The 21,041-nt window shown below is 61.3% G+C and carries 16 protein-coding genes; 15 read left to right on the forward strand and 1 reads right to left on the reverse strand.

Annotation, left to right across the window (positions count from 1 at the left end; all coding sequences use genetic code 11):
* Positions 1–77: 77 nt before the first annotated feature.
* The 15 genes from HK28_RS00715 (at position 78) to HK28_RS00785 (ending at position 19,765) form a co-directional block, all read left to right on the forward strand.
* The gene (locus tag HK28_RS00715; protein WP_086642693.1) at positions 78–3,251 is read left to right on the forward strand and encodes an efflux RND transporter permease subunit; all 3,174 of its coding nucleotides are present in this window, start codon (positions 78–80) and stop codon (positions 3,249–3,251) included.
* Positions 3,251–4,432: an efflux RND transporter periplasmic adaptor subunit gene (locus HK28_RS00720; RefSeq protein WP_086642694.1), complete on the forward strand. Its 1,182-nt coding sequence runs from the start codon at positions 3,251–3,253 to the stop codon at positions 4,430–4,432. Before HK28_RS00715 ends, HK28_RS00720 begins: the two co-directional genes overlap by 1 nt.
* Positions 4,429–6,012: an efflux transporter outer membrane subunit gene (locus HK28_RS00725; protein ID WP_086642695.1), complete on the forward strand. Its 1,584-nt coding sequence runs from the start codon at positions 4,429–4,431 to the stop codon at positions 6,010–6,012. The genes HK28_RS00720 and HK28_RS00725 overlap by 4 nt, the downstream gene beginning before the upstream one ends.
* A 126-nt stretch (positions 6,013–6,138) precedes the next feature.
* Positions 6,139–7,326: a lytic transglycosylase domain-containing protein gene (locus tag HK28_RS00730; protein WP_233140275.1), complete on the forward strand. Its 1,188-nt coding sequence runs from the start codon at positions 6,139–6,141 to the stop codon at positions 7,324–7,326.
* 132 nt (positions 7,327–7,458) lie between these two features.
* Positions 7,459–8,382: a tRNA pseudouridine(55) synthase TruB gene (gene truB, locus HK28_RS00735; protein WP_086642697.1), complete on the forward strand. Its 924-nt coding sequence runs from the start codon at positions 7,459–7,461 to the stop codon at positions 8,380–8,382.
* Positions 8,383–8,402: 20 nt separating this feature from the next.
* On the forward strand, positions 8,403–8,672 hold the full coding sequence (gene rpsO, locus HK28_RS00740; protein WP_026397763.1) for a 30S ribosomal protein S15: 270 nt from the start codon (positions 8,403–8,405) through the stop codon (positions 8,670–8,672).
* Positions 8,673–9,036: 364 nt separating this feature from the next.
* Positions 9,037–11,184, forward strand: coding sequence for a polyribonucleotide nucleotidyltransferase (gene pnp, locus HK28_RS00745; protein ID WP_086642698.1), 2,148 nt, complete (start codon positions 9,037–9,039; stop codon positions 11,182–11,184).
* Positions 11,185–11,320: 136 nt separating this feature from the next.
* On the forward strand, positions 11,321–12,739 hold the full coding sequence (locus tag HK28_RS00750; protein WP_086642699.1) for a nitronate monooxygenase family protein: 1,419 nt from the start codon (positions 11,321–11,323) through the stop codon (positions 12,737–12,739).
* 619 nt (positions 12,740–13,358) lie between these two features.
* Positions 13,359–14,318 (forward strand): iron exporter MbfA, encoded by a 960-nt coding sequence (gene mbfA, locus HK28_RS00755; protein WP_086642700.1) that lies wholly within the window; start codon positions 13,359–13,361, stop codon positions 14,316–14,318.
* A gap of 151 nt (positions 14,319–14,469) precedes the next feature.
* Complete coding sequence (locus HK28_RS00760) at positions 14,470–15,648, forward strand: pyridoxal phosphate-dependent aminotransferase (RefSeq protein WP_233140276.1); 1,179 nt, start codon at positions 14,470–14,472, stop codon at positions 15,646–15,648.
* 4 nt (positions 15,649–15,652) lie between these two features.
* On the forward strand, positions 15,653–16,279 hold the full coding sequence (locus tag HK28_RS00765) for an outer membrane lipoprotein carrier protein LolA (RefSeq protein ID WP_086642702.1): 627 nt from the start codon (positions 15,653–15,655) through the stop codon (positions 16,277–16,279).
* 126 nt (positions 16,280–16,405) lie between these two features.
* Complete coding sequence (locus HK28_RS00770) at positions 16,406–16,654, forward strand: hypothetical protein (RefSeq protein WP_086642703.1); 249 nt, start codon at positions 16,406–16,408, stop codon at positions 16,652–16,654.
* A gap of 353 nt (positions 16,655–17,007) precedes the next feature.
* The gene (gltX, locus tag HK28_RS00775) at positions 17,008–18,336 is read left to right on the forward strand and encodes a glutamate--tRNA ligase (RefSeq protein ID WP_086642704.1); all 1,329 of its coding nucleotides are present in this window, start codon (positions 17,008–17,010) and stop codon (positions 18,334–18,336) included.
* A 389-nt stretch (positions 18,337–18,725) separates the two neighbouring features.
* On the forward strand, positions 18,726–19,166 hold the full coding sequence (locus HK28_RS00780) for a hypothetical protein (RefSeq protein WP_086642705.1): 441 nt from the start codon (positions 18,726–18,728) through the stop codon (positions 19,164–19,166).
* A gap of 137 nt (positions 19,167–19,303) precedes the next feature.
* Positions 19,304–19,765: a hypothetical protein gene (locus HK28_RS00785; protein WP_143217268.1), complete on the forward strand. Its 462-nt coding sequence runs from the start codon at positions 19,304–19,306 to the stop codon at positions 19,763–19,765.
* Between the two features lie 411 nt (positions 19,766–20,176).
* On the opposite strand, the gene HK28_RS00790 is transcribed toward HK28_RS00785, so the two are convergent.
* On the reverse strand, positions 20,177–21,028 hold the full coding sequence (locus HK28_RS00790; protein ID WP_086642707.1) for a pyruvate, water dikinase regulatory protein: 852 nt from the start codon (positions 21,026–21,028) through the stop codon (positions 20,177–20,179).
* Between the last annotated feature and the right edge of the window lie 13 nt (positions 21,029–21,041).

A 21,041-nucleotide genomic window follows, 5' to 3' on the forward strand; every position in this document is an offset into this window, starting at 1 on the left:
CGGACTCAGCGCTTTAGCGTCGTGCCGCTGCGGAAAAACAGTCGCGCCGAGCGTCCAGAACGAGGTCAGTCAGTTTCATGAATGCCATTGTCGTTACCGCCTTACGACGACCGTATACGTTCGTCGTCTTGTCGATAGTCATCTTGATGTTCGGCATAATGTCGGCGCTGAAAACGCCGACAGACGTTTTCCCGAACATCAAGATACCCGCGATCGCGGTTGTGTGGACATACGGGGGGTTGCTGCCTGAAGAGCTGGCGGCCCGAGTTATGTATAACTACGAACAAGGCGTGACATCCACGGTCGAAGGTATCGACCATATGGAGTCTGACTCGTTCTACGGGCGCGGCATCGTCAAAATCTACTTCCAGCCAGGGACAGACATCGGTTCGGCTGAAGCGGACGTCACGGCGATCTCGCAGACAGTGCTCATGCAGATGCCCACGCATATGCCTGCGCCAATGATCATGAAGCTTGAAGCGTCTTCGGTTCCGGTCATCTCGCTGAAGATGACGTCGGACTCCATGACGCCGTCGGACCTGTTCAAGCTGGCGCAGATTCGCGTCAGAACCCTGCTTGTCACCGTGCCGGGCGCCATCGTGCCGCATCCTTATGGCGGTATGGATAGCTTCGTCATGGTCGCGCTGAACCAGAAGCAGTTGCAGGCGCATCACCTGTCGACGATGGACGTGCAGAACGTTCTCGACACACAGAACGTCGTGCGTCCGGCGGGCGATCAGAAAATCGGCCAGACCGACTGGATGGTCCAGACGAATGCGGCTCCGCGGACGACTGAGGAAATCGGCGATATCCCGGTCAAGCGTGAAGGCAACAAGTTCATCTTCATCCACGACCTGGGCGAAGTTTATCGCGGCGGCCATCCCCAGACCAACTCGGTCCTGATTAAGGGTAAGCAGGCCGTCGTGATGGTCGTCATGAAGAGCGGCGAGGCCTCGACCCTCGACGTGGTCGCGGGCGTGAAGAAACTGATGCCTCGCATCCAGTCGACGCTACCGGGCGACGTGCAGATCAGCATCCTCAGCGACGCATCCGGTTTCGTGAAAGATTCGATCAAGGACGTCGTTCGTGAAATGGTCACGGCTGCCGCCTTGACCGGACTGGTCGTTCTGCTCTTCCTCGGATCGTGGCGGTCGACCGTCATCATTGCAACATCGATCCCGCTCGCCATCTTGTGCTCGATCATCGGGCTCGGCTGGGCGGGGCAGACCATTAACGTCATGACGCTCGGCGGTCTGGCTCTCGCCGTCGGTATTCTCGTCGACGACGCGACCGTCATGATCGAAAACATCGACACCCATCTCGAAATGGGAAAGGACCTCGAAACCGCGATTATCGACGCAGCCAACCAGATCGTCATCCCGACCTTCGTGTCGACGACCTGTATCTGTATCGTGTGGTTGCCGCTCTTCGAACTGGGCGGCGTGGCGGGCTTCCTGTTCATGCCGATGGCTGAAGCCATCATCTTCGCAATGATCGCGTCCTTCATCCTGTCGCGAACCCTGGTTCCGACGATGTCGAAGTTCCTCTTGGCCGGGCATGTGCATCCGGGACTGCACGGCGAAGAGCATGAGGCGCTGCCTCATGGAAACAACGTCTTCACGCGTTTCCAGAAGGGCTTCGAGCACCGCTTCACGAAGTTCCGTAACGGCTACGGCGAACTCCTGGAGCGGTTGGTGGCTCGTCGCGGTATGTTCGTCGGCTGCTTCCTCGGGGTCTCAGTGCTCTCCCTGAGTCTCTATGCGATAGCGGGCAAGGACTTCTTCCCGGAGATCAAGTCGGATCAGTTGCAGATGCACATGCGCACGCCGCTTGGCGCACGTATTGAGGTCGCGGGTCGCATTGCGGCACTGGCTTCCGATCGAATTCATGAACTTCTGCCGGGTAAGGTGGATGACGTGGTCAGCAACTGCGGTCTTCCAGAAGCGCCGCATAACCAGGCCTTTATTCCGACCCCGACTGTTGGAACGCAGGATTGCGATCTGACGATCACGTTGAATGATGCAGAGTCTCCGGTCTGGGATTACCGCGCGATCCTGCGCAAGGGCTTGCGCGCCAGCTTCCCCGGCACCGAGTTCACGTTCCAGCCTGCAGATCTGACGGCCAAGATTCTCAACTTCGGATCGCCTGCTCCTATCGACATCAAGGTTGCAGGTCCGCATCTGCGCGATAGCTACAAATACGCGCTTGAGCTGGCCAGCCGTCTGAAGTTCGTCGCCGGAGCTGCTGACGTATCGGTCCAGCAGACGATGGAAACCCCGACGCTGTTCGTTAAGGGCGATCGCAGCTTTGGTCTGGCCACAGGCGTCACCGCAGGCAATCTTGCGGACAACGAACTGATGACCCTTGCCGGAAGCTCGACGGTCGATCCGATGTATTGGTACGATCCCGAGTGGGGTGTGACCTTCCTGGTCAACACGTATGTCTCTCAGGATCAGCTGACCCACTACAACGATCTGCTGAGCATCCCTGTCGACAAGGGTGATGACGACCCGAGCGGCAAGGACATGCAGCTGCTGGGCGCCATGAGCAAGATTTCCGCCATCGGCACGCCGGGTGAGGTCTCGCACTACAACTCCATGCCGTCGTTCGACGTCTACGTCTCCGCGGAAGGCACCGATCTGGGAACGGTTCTGGCCGGCGTGCAGAAAGTCGTCGCCGATACCGCAAAGGATGTGCCGAAAGGCGCCGCCGTGGATATCGAGGGGCAGGCGACGACGATGAGCAGCGCCTATGGTCAGCTCGTGGGCGGACTGGCTGTCTCGATCGTGCTGATCTATCTGCTGATCGTGGTGAACTTCCAATCGTGGCTTGATCCGTTCATCATCATCTCGGCTCTGCCGGGCGCGCTGGCTGGTATCGCGTGGTCGTTGTTCCTGACACACACGCATCTGTCCGTGCCTGCTCTGACTGGCGCGATCATGTGCATGGGAACTGCGACAGCGAACTCGATCCTTGTCGTCTCCTACGCCAGAGAGCGTCTCGAAGTTCACGGAGAGGCCCTGAAGGCGGCTGTCGAGGCTGGATACGGCCGTATCCGTCCGGTCATCATGACCGCCGCAGCCATGATCGTCGGCATGGTGCCGATGTCGATCAGCAACTCGCAGAACGCGCCGCTTGGAAAAGCGGTGATCGGCGGCCTGATCGTCGCTACGATCTCCACGTTGCTTTTTGTCCCCTGCGTTTATGCAATCGTCTACAACCGCCGCTCGCGCGCCAAGGAGTCCGTCTGATGGCTTCCTCCACCACCCGTACCATCTGCCTGGCCGGAGGTTGCGTCTTCGCACTCTACGTAGGCTGGCAGATTTTTGACCGTTTCCACGCGATCACCACATTGCGTGCGGAAACTGCCCGCAATGCGATTCCTGACGTGCAGGTCGTATCGCCGAAGCCGGGACCAAAAACGGTCTCGCTCACCCTGCCGGGCAATCTTGACGCCTGGTACCAGGCGCCGCTGTACCCTCAGGCGTCCGGTTATGTGAAGATGTGGTATAAGGACTACGGCGCCGAGGTGAAGGCGGGAGATGTTCTCGCCGAAATCAACGCGCCAAGTCTCGACGCGCAGTATGCGCAGGCGAAAGCGGACTATCAGGCTGTCCAAGCCAAATACAATCTGGCTAGCGTCAGCGCGGATCGTTGGCACGCGATGGCGAAATCGCAGGCTGTGTCTGGTCAGTCGGTCTCAGTCGCGGACGCGAATCTGAAGTCGGGTCGCGCCGAGATGGAGGCGGCCGAGCACAACGTCGCCCGCTTCGAAGCGTTGGAAAAGTTCAAGACCATAGTTGCGCCGTTCGACGGAATCGTGACGTCGCGTGACATCAACGTCGGCGATTACGTCAGCAGCGGCGGCGGCGAACATGGTTCGAACGGTGACGCCAGCCAGATGTTCACGGTCGCGGACATGCACAAGATGCGTCTCTTCGTGTCCGTGCCGGAAGTTTTCTCCTACGTTCTGAAGCCGGGCATGACCGCCGATATGACGGTGCCGCAGTTCCCCAACCAGACGTTCAAGGCGAACTTCCTGACGGTGGCGAAAGGGTATGATCCCAACACTCGCACGGCGGTGACGGAGTTCATTGTCGACAACGACGATCATCGTCTCTGGTCCGGCACGTTCGCATCTGTAAAGCTGACGGCGCCCACGCAAGGCGGTGTTTATGAAATCCCGAGCTCTGCGCTGGTCTTCCAGGAGCCCGGTATGCAGGTTGCGGTAGTCGATGCGAACAACAAGGTGCATTTCCGCGATATCGAAGTCGGGCGTATGGCCGATACCGCGACTGAGGTCCTGAACGGGGTTCAGCCCACCGATCGGATTATCAAAAATCCTCAGGCTGATCTTCTTGAGGGCGAGGAAGTTCACGTCGTGCAGCCGGCCAAGGGTTACGATGGCGCTACCGAAGAGATCGAAGGATGAGCTTTTCCGCTTTGAAGTCGACGCTGACGGGCTGTTGCCTGTTGGCGCTCGCGTCGGGCCTGTCAGGATGCGATCTCGCGCCCAAATACGAGGCCCCCAAATTTGTCGTGCCGGCAAGCTGGGGAGGGCAGGCGCCCTTCGCGGTGGCGACGCCTGCGGACACTCAGCTTCCGTCTGACTGGTGGACGCTGTTTGGCGATCCCACGCTGAATGGACTGGAAAAGCAGGCGCTCAGCCAGAACGCCGACCTGCAGGCGACGGCTGAACGCTTCATTCAGGCGCGCGCTCAGGTGATGAATGCGCGTTCCGATCTGCTTCCGCATTTCGGTCTCGCCTTCGGCGCTTCCGACAACAAGCAGTCTGCTGACCGCCTGTTTCGCTACAAGGGCGCTATCACGCAAACCGATGAATATTACAGCGGGCTTGCGTCGTGGGAGCCTGACTTCTGGTCCGAAATCCGTAACCGCGTGCGCATGAGCAAGGCGGCGGCGCAGGGTAAGGCCGCAGATTTCGCTGCAGCCCGCCTTAGCACCGAGGCTGAACTGGCGAGCGACTACATCGCGCTGCGCGGTTATGATGCGCAGGATGCGATCTACAAGCAGTCTATCGCGTATTATCAGCGCGCCGTGGAAATGACGCAGACGCAGCTGGATAATCAGGCGGCGCCCCGTCTCGATCTTGCCCGTGCGCAGAACCGCCTTTACGTGACGCAGGCGCAGGAACTGGATCTGCAGGCGCGACGGCAGGTGACGGAGCACGCGATCGCCATTCTGGTGAACGTGGCCCCGAGCGCTTTCCACATCGCGCCGCTGCAGGACTTCCGCTTCCCGATCGTGAACGTGCCCGTTGGCGTTCCGTCCGAACTGTTGCAGCGTCGTCCGGACATTGCCTCGGCCGAGCGCGAGATGGCGGGCGCAAACCGCCAGATCGGCGTGGCGCGCGCGGCGTTCTATCCGCATATATCGCTGAATGCGCTTGGTGGTTTCGACGCCAATGGCTTCACGCTGGCGAATCTCGCCAACAGCATGTGGTCGTATGGAGCGTCGGCGTCGTTGCCGTTGTTCGAAGGCGGTATGCGACGTGCTGAACTGCAACATTCTTGGTCGGACTATCGAGAGACGCGCGATAAATATCGCTCCACTATTCTCTCAGCCTTCCGCGAAGTGCAGGACGGTCTTTCGAAAACCGTGCTTCTTCGTCAGGAAAACGAGCGTCTGAAGAAAGCGGTCGACACCGCCATGCAGATGCAGGACATGACGATGACCCTCTACAAGGGTGGGCTGTCGCCATATCTTGACGCCATCGTGGCGCAGGAAGCGGCGCTGGATGCGCGGATATCGCAGGTTCAGGTGGACATGCAGTCCGTGCAGGCGACGGTTGGCCTGATCCGCGCCGTAGGCGGTGGATGGAGCGACAAGCTGCTGCCGACGCCTGACCAGACGATGACGTTCGATATCTTGCAGTACAACAAAGTCGATCATCCCGAGCCCGCTGGCGGAATTGACGTGCCACATGACACGACGGGATCGGAAAATCTGGTGACCGGCGGCGCCATCGGCCCACAACCGCAGGCTCACTGATGAGACATAAGGCGAGGTGTGGTAACGTATTGGCCGCATTCTCGCCTTATTCTCGTTTTCTTCTCATATCGACCGCAGCTCCGTCCCGACGGCTCGCGTAACGGTCGGTGGTTGACGGAAGGAAGCATGATGGATCGTCGTTGGAGCAGGCCGTTGTCTTGCGCGGCGATGACCATTCTGCTCGGCGTCGCAGCCTGTAGCAGTTCCAGACCGGGCGGTTCGCCCAGCCAGTGGGGGCAGGGGAATTATACTCCGCCCGGCCCGTCCAGCGATCCTTGGGGGCCTTACATCAGGGAGGCCGCGAGTCGGTTCTCCGTGCCGGAAGCCTGGATACGGGCCGTGATGAATCAGGAATCCGGCGGCCATCAATACATGAACGGGGAACTGACGCAGTCCGGCGCGGGCGCCATGGGACTGATGCAGTTGATGCCCGCGACCTGGTCAGACCTTGCGTCCAATAATGGCCTGGGCGACGACCCGTTCGACCCTCACGACAATATTTTGGCTGGCGCCGCCTATATACGGCAGATGTACGACCGATTTGGCTCCCCCGGCTTTCTCGCCGCCTATAACGCCGGTCCGGGGCGCGTTGAGCAATATCTGCAGAACGGCGGGTCTCTGCCGGACGAAACGGTCAATTACGTGGCTTCGATCTCTCCCCATCTTGGGGACGCTACGCCGACTGAAGCGGGGCCAGATTCCTATTCGGCGCCTGTTCAGGTCGCCAGCGCTGCGCCCACGCGTGTCACGGCGCCTGCGCCGACGACGCCGGTCGGGGATCTTTCCCGGACTGCAGACGGCTGCCTGCGTAATCCGGACGCCGCCTACGACCCGAGCGGCTGCCTTATGGATCGTGACACGCCGCATCCGGATCCCACTCCGGCGGCGGATCCCGCTTACGTCGCTCCCGCCTATGCCTCGGCGTCCATGCCAGCGCCGACTCCCGTGGCGACACAGGCTCTGCCGGTTGAACTCGCCAGCTATGTTGAGCCGTCTTCGGCGCGATCCCGCGCTGTTGCGCAACCGCATTATCTCCCCGCGGCTCCGGTCGTCGCCTACTCGGGCGGGCAATGGGCAGTGCAGGTTGGCGCGTTCTCGTCAGATACAGAGGCGCGTCAGGCGCTACGTCATGCACAGGCAATCATCGGCGGGGCGTCCGGCAGATTGGCTTCTGTCGTGACGAGAGCGCCGTCGGCGTCCCGTTCGCTCTATCGCGCGCGTCTGACAGGGTTCGCAGCGTCTGACGCTACGGCGGCGTGCCACGTGCTGCACACGCATTCCGTGGCGTGCTTCACGGTTCCCGTCTCGACCTGATCCGCTCTTTCTCTAGATGAGAGGCTCGGCCTGTCGCCGCGAGAGCATTGTCGCCCGTCCCGGCCTCGGCTAGACCCGCGCCTTTCGAATATCTCTGCGCATAGGCGCGGTGAAACGACGAGGGTGAGGAATATGGCGCGCAACCGGGTCCGCAAAGGGCGCCCGCTCGACGGCTGGCTGGTGATCGACAAGCCGACGGATCTGACGTCGACGGCTGTTGTCGCCATAGTCAAACGTGCGTTCAACGCGCAGAAAGTCGGGCATGGCGGCACGCTCGACCCCTTGGCGACCGGACTCCTGCCGATCGCGCTGGGGGCTGCGACGAAAACCGTTCCGTACATAATGGACGGCACGAAGCGATATCATTTCACGCTCCGGCTTGGCGAAGCCCGCGATAGCGACGACGCCGACGGCGAAGTGACGGCGACGTCCGACGTGCGCCCCACTGACGACGAGCTCCGCGAGGCGACGAAGGGCCTGACCGGCGACATCATGCAGGTGCCCCCGGTTTTCTCCGCTCTGAAAGTTGCGGGTGAACGCGCCTACGACATGGCGCGCGACGGTCGTCCGCCGGAACTGCCCCCTCGTCCCGCTCGCGTCGATCGCTTCGAACTGGTCGACCGGCCCGACGCGGACCACGCCGTATTCGAAGTCGAATCCGGTAAAGGCGTCTACATGCGTTCCCTTGCGCGCGACGTCGCCCTGGCGTGCGGGACCGTAGGACACATCGCAGCCCTACGTCGTCTTCGGGTCGGCCCCTTCACAGAGGCTGATGCGATTTCTCTGGACAAACTCGTCGCGAGCGCCGAAGAAGCGCCTGCCTCACCGGAGCTGCTGCGTCCGGTCGCGACCGCGCTGGCCGACATCCCGGCGCTGGCCCTGACCTCCGACGAAGCGGCTCTTCTGTTGCATGGACAGGCGCTTGGGCTCCTGAACCTCCTGGGACGTATCCCTGAGACTGGCCCTGACGCCGTCGTGCGCGCGATGGACGGTGAGCGTGTGCTTGGGTTGTGCCGCCTCGAAGAAGGATGGCTGCAGCCCGTGCGCCTGCTTTAACTTCTGTTCTGGAGACGATGATGTCGATTACGGCTGAGCGCCGCACGGCGCTGATTGAAGAATACCGCACGAACGCCACCGACACGGGATCGCCTGAGGTTCAGGTCGCGATCCTGACGGAGCGCATCAACAACCTGACCGAGCACCTGAAGACGCACGCGAAGGACTTCCACTCCCGCCGTGGCCTGCTGGTCATGGTCGGCAACCGTCGCAGCCTGCTCGATTACCTGAAGCGCAAGAGCCAGGGCCGTTACGAGACGCTGATCGGCCGCCTCGGCCTCCGTCGCTGACGGCTGGCCGGGTCGGGATCGCAGAGCGCCGCCGATGTCCGCGCGCTCTGTGTTTCCCCGACCCGGCTATTCCTGTATGGCTATGCGCCGAGGCCCCGATGACGGGTTCCTCGGTTTTTTATCATCCGGCGACAGGGCCGGAGCCAACACACGCCTTACCCCGGTAGTCTAAAGGTTACCCGGCATGCTGCGGCGTTTCAGGCCACATGGCGCTCTGACAATTTTCCCCGTCAGCCACCATGCCGTCCGAGACGCTGTCCCGACAGCCGGAAACCAAACATGGCGCAGGTCGAGCCTCAGGCAGGCTGGCGCCGCCGGACGATCCGGGACTGAGGCAGTCACAGTCCGAAGGGCCTGACAAAGCATGTTCAATTATTTCCGCAAAGAAATCGAATGGGGCGGCCGGCCCCTTATCCTCGAAACCGGCAAGATCGCACGTCAGGCTGACGGCGCCGTCGTCGCCACCTACGGCGACACCATCGTGCTCTGCACCGCCGTCGGCGCGAAGAGCGTGAAGGCCGGGCAGGACTTCTTCCCGCTGACCGTCAACTATCAGGAAAAAGCCTACGCGGCTGGCAAGATCCCCGGCGGCTTCTTCAAGCGCGAAGGCCGCCCGAGCGAGATCGAGACGCTGAATTCGCGCCTGATCGACCGTCCGATCCGTCCGCTGTTCCCGGAAGGGTTCCTGAACGAAGTCCAGGTCATCACGACCGTTCTCTCCCACGATATGGAGAACGATCCGGCGATTCCCGCCCTGATCGGCGCTTCGGCGGCCCTGACGCTGTCAGGCATCCCCTTCTTCGGCCCGGTCGCGGCCTGCCGCGTCGGTTACGTGGACGGCGAATACGTCCTGAACCCGACGATCGAAGAGACCAAGGGCAGCGAGCTTGATCTCGTCGTCGCGGGCACGTCGGAAGGCGTGCTGATGGTCGAATCCGAAGCAAACGAACTGTCCGAAGCCACGATGCTCGGCGCCGTGACCTTCGGTCATCAGGCGTTCCAGCCGGTCATCGACGCGATCATCTCTCTGGCGGAGCACGCTGCGAAGGCGCCGTGGGATATGCCGGAGCCGTCCAAGGAAGCCATCGCTCTTCGCAAGAAGGTCGACACCCTTGGCCGCAAGCTGCTGACCGCCGCCTACAAGGAGAAGGTCAAGCAGGCGCGTTATGAGAAGATCGCCGCCGCGAAGAAGACGGTCATCGAGAAGCTCGTCGCCGCCGATCTGAACGCCGACGCCGCGAAGCCAATGCTGAAGGATCTGGAGGCTTCCATCGTGCGCGGTTCGGTGCTGAGCACCGGCCTGCGCATTGACGGCCGCGACCTGAAGACCGTGCGTCCGATTGTGTCGGAAGTCGGCATCCTGCCGCGCGCTCATGGTTCGTCGCTGTTCACCCGTGGCGAGACGCAGGCGCTTGTCGTCGCAACCCTCGGCACCGGTCAGGACGAGCAGGTGATCGACGCGCTCGAAGGCGAATACCGCACGAACTTCATGCTGCACTACAACTTCCCTCCGTATTCGGTGGGCGAGTGCGGCCGCACGGGTTCGCCGGGCCGTCGTGAAATCGGCCATGGCAAGCTGGCGTGGCGTGCGGTTCACCCGCTGCTGCCGACGAAGACCGAATTCCCCTACACGATGCGCGTGGTCTCCGAGATCACGGAAAGCAACGGCTCGTCCTCGATGGCGACCGTCTGCGGCACGTCTCTGGCGCTGATGGACGCGGGCGTTCCGCTGAAGCGCCCCGTGGCGGGCATCGCCATGGGCCTGATCAAGGAAGACGAAGGTTTCGCGGTTCTGTCTGACATCCTTGGCGACGAGGATCACCTCGGCGACATGGACTTCAAGGTCGCAGGCACAGAGAAGGGCGTGACCGCTCTTCAGATGGACATCAAGATCACGTCCATCACGCCTGAGATCATGGAAATCGCGCTCGATCAGGCGCGCGGCGGCCGTTTGCATATCCTTGGCGAGATGGCCAAGGCGCTGACAGAAGGCCGGACGGACGTGTCTTCCACGGCGCCGAAGATCACCACGATGAGCGTGCCGAAAGAGAAGATCCGCGACGTGATCGGCTCCGGCGGCAAGGTCATCCGAGAGATCGTCGAATACTCGGGCGCCAAGGTCGACATCGGCGACGACGGCACGATCACCATCGCGGCGATGTCCGACGAGCAGGCGCAGAAGGCGATCAACCGCATCAACGGCATTGTCGCCGAGCCGGAAATCGGTCGCATCTACGACGGCAAGGTCGTGAAGACCGCCGATTTCGGCGCCTTCGTGAACTTCCTCGGCGCGAAGGACGGTCTGGTTCACATCTCCGAACTGGCGCAGGGCCGCGTGGCCCGCACGACGGATGTCGTGAAGCAGGGCGACGCCGTGAAAGTGAAGGTCGTCGGTTTTGATGATCGTGGCAAAGTAAAGCTGTCCATGCGGGTTGTGGATCAGGCCACGGGCGCCGACATCAGTGCTGAGGTCGGTGATCGGCCTGCGCGCGCGCCTCGCCGCGAGGACTGAGCGGAAGTCCAGTTTCCGGTGTAGGGCGGGCGTTGTGACGAAGCGTCGCAGCGCCCGCTTGCGTATAGCGTTGCGGCGGAAGGCGCGTTAAAGACGCCGCGAGCTTCAATTGTGCAAGAATAACGACAGGGCGGCCATGAAGGCGATCAATGCGGTTCGAGTTGGGGGCGTCGATGTTTTGCCGCTGGTGGAAGGCGGCAAAGGCGTTTCCGTGTCGACCGGCCTTTCAGCGGGAAGCTGGGCGGCGGCAGGCGGCGTCGGGACCGTCTCGCTCGTCAACGCTGACAGCTATAACGAGGACGGTCAGCCCGTTCAGCAAATCTACCGTGGCCGGACACGGCGCGAGCGGCACGAGGAACTGATTGATTACGCCATTCGCGGCGGTATCGCCCAGGCGCAGATCGCGCATGAGCAGTCGTCTGGAAAAGGGCGTATCCACGCCAACATCCTGTGGGAAATGGGCGGCGCCGAGCGTGTTATCACTGGCGTTCTGGAGGGCGCGAAGGGGCTGATTCATGGTCTGACGTGTGGCGCCGGCATGCCTTATCGTCTGTCCGAGATCGCGGCCCGTTTCGGCGTCCATTATTACCCGATCGTCTCCTCTGCGCGTGCGTTCAGCGCGTTGTGGAAGCGGGCTTATAACAAGACGGCGCATTTGCTTGGCGGAGTCGTCTACGAGGATCCGTGGCGCGCGGGTGGTCACAACGGTCTGTCCAACACTGAAAACCCGCTCAACCCGGAAGACCCGTACCCGCGCGTCGCCGCTCTGCGCAAGCTGATGCGCGAGTTCGGGCTGGGCGATACGCCAATCATCATGGCCGGCGGCGTCTGGTGGCTGGAAGAATGGCAGGACTGGATCGATAACCCGGAACTCGGGCCGATCATCTTCCAGTTCGGCACGCGTCCGTTGCTGACCAAGGAAAGCCCCATTCCGGAAGCATGGAAGCAGCGTCTGCTGACGTTGAAGGAAGGGGACGTGTTCCTCAACCGCTTCTCGCCCACCGGCTTCTATTCTTCCGCCGTGAACAACAGCTTCCTGCAGGAACTGCGCGAGCGGTCGGAACGGCAGGTGGCATTTTCGTCGGAGCCGGTCGGCGAACATGTCGCCGCGTATGGCGTCGGCGCCCGCAAGCGTCTGGTCTTCGTCACGCCTACAGATCTGGAGCATATCCGTGCCTGGGAGGCTCAGGGCTTCACCGAGGCCATGCGGACTCCCGATTCAACCCTGATCTTCGTCACGCCTGATCGGGGTCGCGAAATCGTCACCGATCAGGTCGACTGCATGGGGTGTCTTTCGGAGTGCCGGTTTTCCAACTGGAGCCAGCGTGAGCCGGAGTTCAGCAACGGTCGCAAGGCCGACCCGCGCTCCTTCTGCATTCAGAAGACACTCCAGACCATCGCGCACGCGCATGGTCCCGATCAGGAACTGGTGGCTGACAACAACCTTATGTTCGGCGGCACCAGCGCATGGCGCTTCGGGACTGACCCCTTCTACTCGAACGGCTTCGTCCCTACGGTGAAGCAACTGGTCGAGCGGATCATGACGGGCCGCTGAACGACGGAAACCGGAAAAGCTCGCCGCTGGAACGCGGCGAGCCGAATGGCTCCCTTGGCGTTCTTTCTGCCGATAGTGAATTTGGAGAAATCGCCTGTCGCCATGAGATGTCGGAGCGCGGTGGCGTAGATTTTCTTCGTTGGAAAATCAAAAATTTTCTGCGTATCGAGAGTAACACAGCGGTCTATGCTGGGCGAGCTTTCGTTCTCAAGCAAAAAATACCAAATCTCCCGCGGGAGATAGCCGCAGGGCACGCAGTAAGTGCGTCTGTGCGAGGTGACTCAATTTGTAATAAGGGTGCGAACTTCCCTTGAAACATTGGGGTATTGCAGGAAGCTTTGCAACAGACACAGTAAACGCATGCTCCGCTATGGCGCTATCCAACCAAAGAGCGGCTTGCTGAATTGAAGGTGCATTCAATCCCAAGCGTCGGAGCCATATTCGTGCGCCAACGCGAAAGGATATGGCTTGGCCGTGCCTGACGCTGTTGCTGAGTTGCGACATGGCGCCGCAGAGCGCGCTCCAGTCTCTAAATTGTGCATGAGAATAAGAAAGGTTTTCATTCGTATTATTGTAAAAAATTTTGCGAATTGTACGTTTGTTCAGTAAAAGCGCAGGTATGCGCAAATTCTCAGACCTCTCCGATCAGGAAATTCTTGCCCTCGCAATTTCGAACGAGGAAGAAGACAGTCGCATCTATGCAGACTTCGCTCATGCGCTTGCGGAGAACTACCCAGACAGCGCCAGCGTTTTTAGCGGAATGTCGGAGGAAGAGGACGAGCATCGGCGGGATCTGATCGACGCTTACACCGCACGTTTCGGGTCCCACATTCCGCTAATCCGCCGTCAGGATATTCGTGGGTACATTCCTCGCAAGGCCGCGTGGGAGCTTCGCACCAGAGGCATAGAGACGATTCGCGGTTACGTGAGCGAGATCGAAGCCGACGCGGCCAGATTTTATCGTGAGGCTGCGCAGAGGACGACGGACGCCGCAACACGCCGTCTTCTGGGCGATCTGGCGCAGGCCGAAGATACGCATGTGGGAGTGGCTCGGGAGATAGAGGAGCAGCGTCTTCCCCTCGAGAAGCGGGACGCCGAGGATCAGCAGGCCCGACGGCGCTTCGTTTTACAGATCGTTCAGCCCGGTCTCGTGGGGCTTATGGATGGTTCGGTCTCGACGCTGGCGCCGGTGTTCGCAGCGGCTCTGGCGACGCACGCTCCATGGAACGCCTTTCTGGTCGGCCTCGCGGCGTCTCTGGGCGCGGGCATATCCATGGGATTCGCGGAGGCTCTGTCCGACGACGGAAAACTCTCCGGACGAGGCGCGCCGCTGCTACGTGGGCTGGTGTGTGGCGCGATGACGACGCTCGGCGGCATAGGGCACACGCTGCCATTCCTGATCGGTAATTTCGCGACAGCCATGGCGGTGGCCATGGGGGTCGTGGTGGTGGAGTTGATCGCGATAGCCTGGATACGCTGGAAGTATCAGGAAACGCCGTTTGGTTCGGCCATCGTGCAAATCATTTTCGGCGGTCTGCTGGTTTTTATCACTGGCGTGTTGATCGGCAGCGCCGGTTGATGTTCCGGCGCGTTCATTGTTCCGCCACGATTTTCGGTTCCTCTCATCGACGCGACCTTGACGGGCAGGTCTGATCTCGCCTGAAACAGGGTTTCGTCGGGGCTGCCCGACGCGGAACGGTGTTCCGGAGATCGACGGGAGTACAGGGCTGGTGTCTGTTGAATTCGCGGATCTGGCTGCGCCCAGACCCGGCCTGGGCGCCGTAAGACCCTCGCTGATCCAGAAAGTCGCCGAACAGGGCGCGGGTCTTGAGGGCGTCATCAAACTCTGGTTCGGAGAGCCGGATCGGGTCACGCCGAAATTCATCCGCGATGCGGCGACTGCTGCGCTCGATGACGGACATACATTCTATGTTTCGAATTTTGGCGTGCCGCCGCTGAGACAGGCGCTGTCAGATTACAACGTGCGGCTTGGCCGTGACATCGGGGTGGAGCGGATATTCGTCACGTCGTCGGGCGTCAATGCCATTCAGCTTGTGTGCGATGCGCTCCTTTCTCCGGGCGATCGGGTTGTTCTGCCCGGTCCTTACTGGCCCAATTTAAGTGGCATTCCAGCCGTTCGCGGCGCGGAAGTCGTGTCGCCGGACCTGACGCTCGACGGGGACGTCTGGCGGCTAGACATGGACGTGTTGCTGGACGCCATCACGCCTGAGACCCGGATGGTCATGTTGAACGCGCCGGGAAATCCCAGCGGCTGGATGCTGACCCGTGCTGAGCAGGAGACGATCCTCGCGCATTGCCGCCGTCTTGGCGTCTGGATCCTTGCCGACGACGTCTACGAACGCGTCGTTTTCTCCGGCGATTGCGCTCCGTCGTTTCTGGATATCGCGACGCCCGAGGACCGGGTCGTGTCGATCAATTCTTTTTCCAAGAACTGGGCGATGACCGGCTGGAGGCTGGGCTGGATCGTGGCGCCGCCGACATTGTTGCCGACGCTCGCGATGCTTGGCGAGTACAGCATCTCCTGCGTCGCCCCCTTCATCCAGCACGCGGGCGTTGTAGCGCTTCGCGATGGCGAGGCGTTTTTGGCTGAGATGCGTGCACGGTACCACGACAACCGAGATCTGGTGGTCGAGCGCCTTCGCGCCATTCCGAGGCTGCAAGTTCCTCGGCCGGAAGGCGCCATGTACGCATTTTTCCGTGTCGAAGGCTGTGACGACAGTTTTGCTCTCGCGCTGGATCTGCTGCGCAAGGAGCGCGTCGGACTTGCGCCGGGCGTCGCTTTCGGGCCGCGCGGCGAAGGGTGCCTGCGCCTTTGTTTTGCAGCGGAAGCCAGCGTTCTCGCCGAAGCATGCGACCGTATCGGCGCTTACCTCTCACGACAGGGATAATCCTATGCGTCGCCGGATTTTTACTCGTCGTTCGTTGTTTTTGCTGGCTGGACTGGCGATGTCGTCCGCAGCCTTGGCTCCTGCACGCGCCGAGGTGACCCTGACGCCCGCCGACAAGGGGTGGGTAGGCCGTATTCAGGAAACACTGAACCAGATCACCACGTTGCGCGCGCGGTTCGAACAGATCGCGCCAGACGGGCAACGGACGACGGGCGTCGTATGGCTGTCACGGCCGGGGCGCATGCGGTTCGCCTACGACAAGCCAAGCCCTCTGCTGTTGGTGGCGAATGACGGGAAAGTGGTCTTTCGTGACGAGCAACTGGATCAGACGACCGAAATCCCGATAGACCGCACGCCGCTCGGGCTCTTGCTGGGCGCGCACATCGTGCTCTCGGGAGACGTAACGGTGACCGGGTTCTCGCATGAAAATGGCCTGCTGCGTCTGTCGGTCGTCAGGACCGCGACGCCGGGAGAGGGGACCCTGATCATGTTCTTCGACGAAAAACCGCTCGCCTTGCGGTCCTGGATCGTCGTGGATGCGCAGGGGCGACAGACGCAGGTGTCGTTGTCTCAGATCGTCCCCGGCGTGGCGACGCCTGATGCTCTTTTTGCACTTCCTCACGCTGAGTGAAGGCGGCTGCCGCAGTTTCATGTCAGCTCGTCGTGAGGCAGAGCGTTGTTTCGTTCCAGTCAGGGTCGGTCCGCACAAACTCTTGCCGAGCGCCCGGCGTTACATTCGATAAGTCAAGGAGGTATCATGCGACGTTTTGGAAACGCCATTGCCGTCGCTGCGCTGCTGGCGCTCGGCGGGTGCTATTACGGGGATTACGAATATCGTCCCTCCGGCTGGAACCAGGGCTGGTATTACGGGACGTATGGCGGTCACCGGGGCTGGTATGACAATGGCGGCGCGTGGCGCGGTTGGCACGGCCGCGGCGGTTGGCATGACGAACGTGGACGAGGCTGGCGCGATCCGCGTTGGCGTGGGGGCGGTCGTTGGCGCTGAAGCCGGTTCGGGCGTACCGGCGGCCGCGTATTGTCGCATAACCGCGGCTCCGCCGCGTTTATCCAACGTCTCGTGCGGATGGCGGCTGATTGAGGGGCAAGCCTGAAGAGGCCGTCCTCAAGCGAGTTTTGAGATGTGGCTTCGAGACGCCGCGCGGAGGCCGCTGTACACGGTAGCGTTCGGTTCTCTGTGTTTATCTACTCAGGCGTCGGCAGTTCGCACCGGGATGGGCTTTCTGCGAGAAGCCCCTCTCCCACATGCCGACATATGAACTCGGTCGCGATCAGCGCTCCTCGTCGAACCGTCGCGGTCGGCTCTGGCGTTTCGGCGCGGTCGGCGGCATATAACCACGCATGAAATTACGCTTCGCGCCCAGCCCCACCGGCATGCTCCATGTCGGCAACGCCCGTCAGGCAATCGCCAACGCCCTGTTCGCTCGCCGTCACAAGGCGGCGTTCCAATTGCGCATCGACGACACGGACACGGCGCGGTCGAAAGAGACCTATGCCGAGGCCATTCGCACCGACCTGTCGTGGTTGGGGATCGAATGGAGCGAAACCTTCTCCCAGACCGAACGGCTGGATCGTTACGCGGCCGCGATCGCGACGTTGAAGCGTTCGGGGCGGCTGTATCCGTGCTTTGAGACTGAGCAGGAGCTGGCGGCGAAGCGCGAGATGCGCATCCGTCAGCGCAAGCCGCCCATCTATGACCGCGCCATGCTGAAGATGACGCACGAACAGCGGGCGCAGGCCGAAGCGAACGGCAAGGTTCCTTACTGGCGCTTCCGCCTTTCCGACGAGATCCGCGCCTGGGCCGATATGGTCATGGGATCGTGTTCGGTGAAGCTGACCGCGATTTCCGATCCGGTGCTGGTGCGCGCGGACGGGACTGTCCTCTACACTCTGGCGTCGGTCGTCGACGACCTTGAAACCGGGGTCACGCATATCATTCGCGGTGAAGACCACATCACCAATACCGGCGTGCAGATCGATATTGCCGAGGCGTTGGGCGCGCGCGCTGACCGTTTCCGGTTCGCGCATCTTCCGCTGCTGCTGGACGAAGGCGGCGGCAAGCTCTCCAAGCGGTTCGACTCGCTTTCGCTGAAGACGTTGCGGCAGGATGGCGTGGAGGCCTCTGCGCTGGTCTCTTACCTCGCGCGTCTTGGCAGTTCGGATGATCCGGAGCCTCTGGATTTCGACACTTTGGCAGTGTCCTATGACCTGTCGCATATCTCGAAATCCGCCGCGCGTTTCGACATGCGGCAGTTGCTTGCGCTGAATCGCCGGGTTCTGGCGCAGACGGCCTTCGAGGCGGTGCGCGACAGGCTGCCCGAAGGCGCCACCGAAGCGTTCTGGATCGCTATCCGCGGAAATATTGAGTTGTTCTCGGAAGCGCGTCACTGGTGGGACGTCACCCACGGGGATATCACGCCGCCGGTGCAGGACGAAGACAGGGCCTATTTAGCCCAAGCTGTAGATTTTTTGCCGCCTGAACCCTGGGACATCCAGACCTGGGCGACGTGGACGGCGGAAATCAAGGCGGCGACAGGCCGCTCGGGCAAGGCCCTGTTTCGTCCCTTGCGGCTGGCTTTGACGGGTGAGGAACACGGTCCGGAGTTACGGGATCTGTTGCCGCTGATCGGCGCCGATCGCGTTCGCGCGCGTCTGACCGTAGGGGGCTGAGGCGCACAGGCGACGCTTCTCTTCCGTTCGAACTGGTGAGGGGGCTACGTCGCTCATAAGGCTGGGCGGACGCTGTTTGGTCGACGCCAGTATGCGTCGTTTCCGGGCATAGTCCGTTATTTTTTGCAAAGGCGGCAGCCGCTCCTGACTACCCTGCCCAATATACAAAGTATTTTCAAAAAACTCGTCTAAACGGCGTGGTTGGGTATGATCGGGACGCGGCTGTCCCCAGTTGCTACAGCCCTCCAATCATGATGTTCGGAACTGCGTCTTGCCGCGCACGTCCTGAACGGCTTCTTTCCGGCCTGTGTCATGAAGCACAGATGCGTGACGCAGGTGAGCGCTCATGAAAATTGACTCGGGGCGACTTTCTACAGTCTGCTACGCCCATGATCGAGCCGACGTCGACAGGGGACGCGCAGCCGACGGGAACGACAGTCTTTGCGTTCCCGAACAGGCAGGTGCTGTCGCGTCACGACGCGGCGCGATATCTCGGCGTGACGCCTTTCTGCATGCGACTTCTGACGACAATGCGTTGTGGGCCGGAGATGTTTTCGCCGGGCTTGTTTCGTGTCGACGCGCTGGATCATTACCGTACCGGTTTGTTCGAGCGGGCGGGATTGCCCCTGTCGGAGGCCGAGCGGCGGCGGAACGGGCGGAAGACATCGATCGAACAGTTGCTGCCCGATCCCTTTGTGGAGATGGCCGCGCGGCAGGAATTGCGAGAGGCGTTTACCTTTGTCGCCGGGCGAGCGGCGATAGGGCTGGGTCTGGCGATCATCGTGCTGTCTCACACACCCGTCTGGAGGCTGTTACGAAGTGCCGTGTAACAGGCGGAAAGCCGCCCGGGACGCCGGTTGTGCTTGCCCGGCGTCGTGCGACCGGCGATAAGCCGTTCGCTTGCCGTCTTTTCAGGTGCGTGGTCGAAGGAGTATCCTACCCCCGCGTGACCAGTCAGGATCGATCCATGAAGCGTAGACCGTCGTTCCGAGTTTCATCGAAGAGCGTCCTGATTGCGTGTCTTCTGGCCGCCGGGTGCGGCGTCACAGGCCCGTTTCAGGTTGTGGCAAGCAACCAGTATGTGGCGTCGACCGGTCGAATCATCGACGTCACATCGGTAGATGGGCGCGAAGTTCCGCTGCAGACGATGGTGGTCTTGCAGCCCGATTGTTCGTCCGCCGGGGCGTCGGTCATTACCGTGGATAGTCGTCCGTCCAACGGGACGGTGGATATCCGGCCGGGATCTTATTACTCCGCTTATCCGGCATCCGACAGACAACGCTATGCCTGCAACATGAGTAAACATGCGGGTGTCGCTGCGGTCTATCGGCCGAATCCCGGATATCACGGAACCGACCTGACGACGCTCTCGACGACTGGACCTGAAGGCCGCAGCTTCTCGCGTACCTACCGTATAGCCGTTCAATAATCTCGGCGGTCTCGCACGTTATTTCGTTCCTGCGCTTGCGTGGCGGGAGCAGGGTGACGTCTCAACAACGGTCGTAAGCGACATGGCCGAGATTCATGCGGGTCGCCGGGAGCCCTCTATTCGCTCTTCCGTTTCAGCAAAAAAACGACTGTTCAGGCGCCATGACGGGTGATCTCGCGTCGATGCGATTATCCCCGTTCTGTTCAGAACATTGTCTGCTCGTAGCTGTTCGTAGATAAGGCCCCGACCTGTTTTTTAACGAGCATCCTCATCCGATCAGCCGTTTTCGTCTGATCGAGAAATTTTCTGGCGGGAGCGCTCCATCTAGACGGACGCCCTCCAGGGGCAGGAACTCTTGGTAGGGTAGGAAAGAACGGCGCTTCCAAAAAAACACCGTTCTCAAGAGGCTTCTTAGCCCGGCAGTCCGGCTGGAGTCGGGTGCTCGAGAATGTCCAGAATGGCGGCGCTGGTTTCCTCGACCGACCGGCGCGTGACGTCGACTACGGGCCATCCATGCCGGGCGCAGAGGCGCCGCGCCCAGAGAAGTTCGGCGCGCACTTCTTCTGGATCGACGTAGCGCGATTCATGCAGCGCCATATCCATGCGCGACTTGGCTGGCACCATTGACGACACGCGGGTGCGCCTTATCTCGACAAGAGAATCCGGATCGATCGTAAGGCCGATCACAGGAATTTCGAGAGCGAACAGCTCGTCCGGCAAAGGGCGTTCCATGACCAGAGGAATGTTCGCCGCCTTGATCCCGCGATTCGCCAGATAGAAGCAGGTCGGGGTCTTCGAAGACCGAGAAACTCCGACCAGAACGACGTCGGCTTCCTTGAGTTCACGGGCCTGCTGTCCGTCGTCATGCTCGACGACGAAATGCATGGCGTCGATCCGGCGGTAATAATTGTCGTCCATCACGTACTGCCCGCCGGGGCGTCCGGAGGCGTGGGAGCCTGTAACGTCCTGCAGCAACGTAAGCGCCTGCGTCATCACGTCGAGCAATCGCACGCCCAGCCGCGCGCAACCTTCTTCAAGGTGCTGCTGCAGGTCGGGCTCGGTCAGGGAGGACAACACAGGTCCGGGAGCGCTGGCGATGCCTGTCAGGGCCCGCCGTAACTGGTTGCGGGTGCGGATCAGGTTCCAGTGCTGAAACTCGAACTCGTGTTCAGGGAACTGGGCTACGCAGGCGCGAAGCATGGAATCGAGGGTCTGACCAGTAGCGCCGGAGACAAGGTGGAGGAGGATGCGTCTGTGGGGCATGGGACTATCAACA

It is taken from the genome of Acetobacter sp. DsW_063, from assembly GCF_002153745.1.
In the GTDB taxonomy this organism is placed as follows: Bacteria; Pseudomonadota; Alphaproteobacteria; order Acetobacterales; family Acetobacteraceae; genus Acetobacter.